We start from the raw sequence: 2,748 nt of genomic DNA on the forward strand, positions 1-2,748 counted from the left end.
TGCACCTCGACGCCGAATACGACGAAGACGGCGCGGTGCGCAAGCCGGGGCAGGACTACTACCTCAAGCCGATGAACTGCCCGATGCACACGCTGATCTTCCGGTCGCGGGGACGGTCGTATCGCGAGCTTCCGTTGCGGCTCTTCGAGTTCGGCACCGTCTACCGCTACGAGAAATCCGGTGTGGTGCACGGGCTGACGCGGGCCCGCGGGTTCACCATGGACGATTCGCACATCTTTTGCAGCCGCGAGCAACTCCACGACGAACTGGCGTCGCTGTTGCGCTTCGTGCTTGATCTGCTCGCCGACTACGGCTTGGAGGACTTCTATCTGGAGCTGTCCACCAAGGACCCGGAGAAGTTCGTCGGCTCCGACGAGATGTGGGAGCAAGCCACCAACTCGCTGGCCGAAGTGGCCGCGGAATCGGGACTGGAACTGGTGCCCGACCCGGGCGGCGCAGCCTTTTACGGACCGAAGATCTCCGTGCAGGCCCGCGACGCGCTGGGCCGCAGCTGGCAGATGTCGACCATCCAGGTCGACTTCAACTTCCCGGAGCGTTTCGAGCTGGAATACACCGCCGCCGACGGTTCGCGGCAGCGTCCGGTGATGATCCACCGCGCGCTGTTCGGCTCGATCGAGCGGTTCTTCGGCATCCTCACTGAGCATTACGCCGGCGCTTTTCCGGCATGGCTGGCGCCCGTTCAGGTGGTCGGCATTCCGGTGGCGGACGGCCATGTGCGGTATCTGGAAGACGTTGCCGCGCAGCTGAAGTCGCATGGTGTTCGGGTCGAGGTGGATTCCAGCGACGATCGGATGGCCAAGAAGATCGTCAACCACACCAATCAGCGGGTGCCGTTCATGCTGCTGGCCGGGGATCGCGACGTCGAAGGCGGCGCGGTGAGTTTCCGGTTCGGTGACCGCACCCAGATCAACGGGGTTCCACGCGACGATGCGGTGGCCGCGATTGTCAAGTGGATTGCTGACCGCGAAAACGCTGCGCCCACTGCCGATTTGCTCAAGGTGCACAACCGTGGCTGAAGACGACGCGATCGTCGATAAGGGAGTCGGTGAGGCCGACCACCTCCAGCGATTGTGGACGCCCTACCGGATGAGCTACCTGGCCGAGGGGCCGCTGAAGCAGGACATCAGCGACCGCTCACAGCCGTTCTCCGACATCCCGCAGCTTCCCGACGAGGACGGTCTGGTGGTCGCCCGCGGCGAATTGGTCTACGCCGTTCTCAACCTCTACCCATACAACCCCGGGCATTTGATGGTCGTGCCGTATCGGCGGGTATCCGAACTGGAGGATCTCACCGACAAGGAGACCGCCGAGCTGATGGCATTTACGCAGAAGGCGATTCGCGTCATCAAGAAAGTGTCTCGGCCGCACGGCTTCAACGTCGGTTTGAACCTGGGTGCGTCGGCGGGCGGGTCGCTGGCCGAACATCTGCACGTGCATGTGGTGCCGCGGTGGGGCGGCGACGCCAACTTCATCACGATCATCGGCGACTCCAAGGTCATCCCGCAGTTGCTGCGCGACACCCGTCTTCTGCTGGCCACCGAGTGGGAGAAGCAACCGTGACGCGCCGGCGACGATGCAAAGCGTAGCGATGAGGAGCGGCGCCATTGAGTAGGCTGCTATCGCGTGAGGGCGTCGCGCGGGTCACCACGCCGGTGGCCCGGGGGTTCCTGCGGGCCGGCTTCACCGCCGACGGCGTCACGATCATCGCCACCGCCGCCGCGGTGTTGGCGGCGCTGACGCTGTTTCCCACCGGCCGGCTGTTCGCCGGCACGATGGTGATTTGGTTTTTCGTGATGTTCGACTTGGTCGACGGGGCGATGGCGCGAGAAAGCGGCGGCGGCAGCCGGTTCGGCGCCGTGCTGGACGCCACCTGCGACCGCATCAGCGACGGTGCGGTGTTCTGCGGGCTGGCGTGGTGGGCGGCTTTCGGCCTACACCGCCCGTGGCTGGTGGTGGCGACGCTGATCTGTTTGGTCACCTCGCAGGTGATCTCATACATCAAGGCCCGCGCCGAAGCCAGCGGGCTGCGCGGTGACGGCGGCTTCATCGAACGACCGGAACGGCTGATCATCGTGCTCGTCGGCGCGGGTTTGTCGGACCTGCCGGTGTTTCCGTTGCCGTGGGCGTTGCACGTGGCGATGTGGCTGCTTGCCGTGGCCAGCATGATCACCTGCGCTCAGCGGTTGCACACCGTGCGACATTCGCCCGGCGCGGCCGATCCGATGCCCCCGGCTGACGGACGGGCGGAACCCGAGCCGTGAAAATTCCTGGTATCAGCGACTTTCCGCTGAGTGGACGGATGACCGACTGGGGATACGCCGCCGGGTGGATGGCGGTGCGTGCGATGCCGGAATTGGCTGCGCGCAACGCTTTTCACGCTGGAGCGCTCTACGCGTCGCGTAACGGCGGACCCGCTCAACTGCGTAAGAATCTGGCGCGCGTCATCGGGGTTGCACCGAAAGACGTGCCCGGCAGCCTGATGCGGGCGTCGCTGGCGTCCTATGCCCGCTACTGGCGCGAGGCATTCCGGTTGCCGACGATGGATCACCACGCGATCGGCGAAGAGATCGCCGAAACCGTTGTGGGCGACGAGCATGTGGACGCAGCGCTGGCGGCGGGCCGCGGCGCGGTGCTGGCGTTGCCGCACAGCGGCAACTGGGACATGGCCGGGGTATGGATGGCCCAGACTCGCGGCAAGTTCACCACCGTCGCCGAGCGGCTCAAACC

Annotated in this window: 3 protein-coding genes and 1 pseudogene; all 4 read left to right on the forward strand. The window is 65.5% G+C overall.

All coding sequences use genetic code 11. From position 1 onward, the window contains the following. Window positions 1–1,037, forward strand: a 1,037-nt coding sequence (thrS, locus tag WBF82_RS20070; protein ID WP_424384686.1) for a threonine--tRNA ligase, incomplete at its 5' end; no start/stop codon positions are given. After that, a complete protein-coding gene (locus WBF82_RS20075) occupies window positions 1,030–1,581 on the forward strand; it encodes an HIT family protein (RefSeq protein WP_424384687.1) in 552 nt (183 codons plus the stop codon). The genes thrS and WBF82_RS20075, both read left to right, overlap by 8 nt. 44 nt (window positions 1,582–1,625) lie before the next feature. Further along, window positions 1,626–2,282, forward strand: a complete 657-nt coding sequence (gene pgsA / locus WBF82_RS20080) for a phosphatidylinositol phosphate synthase (protein ID WP_424384688.1) — start codon at window positions 1,626–1,628, stop codon at window positions 2,280–2,282. 38 nt (window positions 2,283–2,320) lie between these two features. After that, window positions 2,321–2,748, forward strand: a pseudogene (locus WBF82_RS20085) (phosphatidylinositol mannoside acyltransferase); the annotation flags it as partial.

The organism is Mycobacterium sp. (genome assembly GCF_049673265.1).
GTDB lineage: Bacteria > Actinomycetota > Actinomycetes > Mycobacteriales > Mycobacteriaceae > Mycobacterium.